This is a genomic window from Photorhabdus aballayi (genome assembly GCF_026153155.1).
Classification (GTDB): domain Bacteria; phylum Pseudomonadota; class Gammaproteobacteria; order Enterobacterales; family Enterobacteriaceae; genus Photorhabdus; species Photorhabdus luminescens.
On sequence record NZ_JAPFCD010000133.1, the window covers coordinates 1 to 1,451 of the forward strand.

General features: G+C 50.7%; 1 protein-coding gene and 1 pseudogene. Both read left to right on the plus strand.

What is annotated here, in order from left to right; genetic code table 11:
- Positions 1-596 (plus strand): annotated as a pseudogene (gene tssI / locus OO184_RS24870) (type VI secretion system tip protein TssI/VgrG); the annotation flags it as partial.
- 411 nt (positions 597-1,007) lie between these two features.
- A partial coding sequence (locus OO184_RS24875; protein ID WP_265381446.1) for a lysozyme occupies positions 1,008-1,451 on the plus strand: 444 nt, incomplete at its 3' end.

The following is a 1,451-nucleotide window of genomic DNA, read 5'->3' on the forward strand; positions in this document are numbered from 1 at the left end:
ACCAGCACTGGCGCCCGACCCCGTTACCCAAACCGGTCGTGGAGGGCCCGCAGATAGCGAAAGTGGTCGGCCCGGAAGGCGAAGAAATCTACTGCGACTCATACGGGCGCATCCGCCTGCAATTCCTCTGGGACCGCTACGGCCGGAGCAACGACAACAGTTCCTGCTGGATACGGGTCGCCCAGCCCTGGGCCGGTCAGGGCTGGGGCATGCTGGCGATACCGCGTATCGGACAGGAAGTGGTGGTGGACTTTCTTAACGGCGACCCGGACCAGCCGATAGTCACCGGCCGCACCTACCATGCCAGCAATCTCCCGCCGGGCGCCCTGCCGGGCAGCAAAACCCAGATGGTTTTCCGCTCCAAAACCCACAAAGGGGACGGCTACAACGAACTGCGCTTCGAGGACGCCAAAGGCAGCGAAGAGCTGGCGCTGCACGCCCAGCGCGACATGAACACCGTGGTGAAACACGACCAGACTCTGGTGGTGGAAACCGGCAACCGCCAGGTGGCGGTAAAGACCGGGGATGAACAGACCCGCATTGAACAGGGCAGCCTCACGGAAACCGTCTGCCGGCTGCGCAGCACCGACGCCAATCAGGTGCAGGTCAAGGCCAGCGCCGGTAAAGCCGGCGAGGGCACGCAACTGTACACCGCCAGCGACAACATCACCCTCACCGTCGGGGCAGGCAAGATTGAGATGACCAAAGAGCACATCACTCTCACCTTTGGCGGCTCCGTGGTTGAACTCAATCCAAGCGGTGTATTGATTAATGGCACTCAAATTAGTTTAAATAACGGAAGCGGTCAAAGCAGCGTTGCTTCACCTACGACTGATGGGGCGATAACTCAATCCCCTGCTCCTGATACTGCCTCTGTAATTTTATCCTCGACAAGTCAGGGAGGAAAAAAACAATCTGTACCTGTGAATAGTCCGATTACGGCAATACCCACAAGCCAGTCTCCTCAATCTGAAAACAAGGCCATTTCAGATGATAATGAAAAATCAATGAGCCAGGATGGATTAAATTTATTAAAAGAAATCGAGGGATTGCGATTGAAACCATATGATGACCAAACAGGTAAAAATATAGATAGTTGGACTAAGGGGGCAACTATAGGATATGGTAAATTGATTTCAAGAAGTGAATGGGACACATATAAAAATGGAATTACAGAAGATGAAGCAGAACAGTTATTCAAGGATACTCTCGCACCTTATGAAAAAGCCGTAAACGATGGAATAACAAAGGAAATAAAACAAAATGAATATGATGCTTTAGTTTTATTGTCGTATAACATTGGTATCGGTGGATTCGAAAAATCATCTGTTGTAAAAATGATAAATGATGAAAATGCGAAGACAAATTATGACAGCATAGATGATGCATGGAAAGCGTGGAGTAAATCGCAAGGTAAAGTCAATCAAGGCTTGAAAAATCGACGAGAGGCT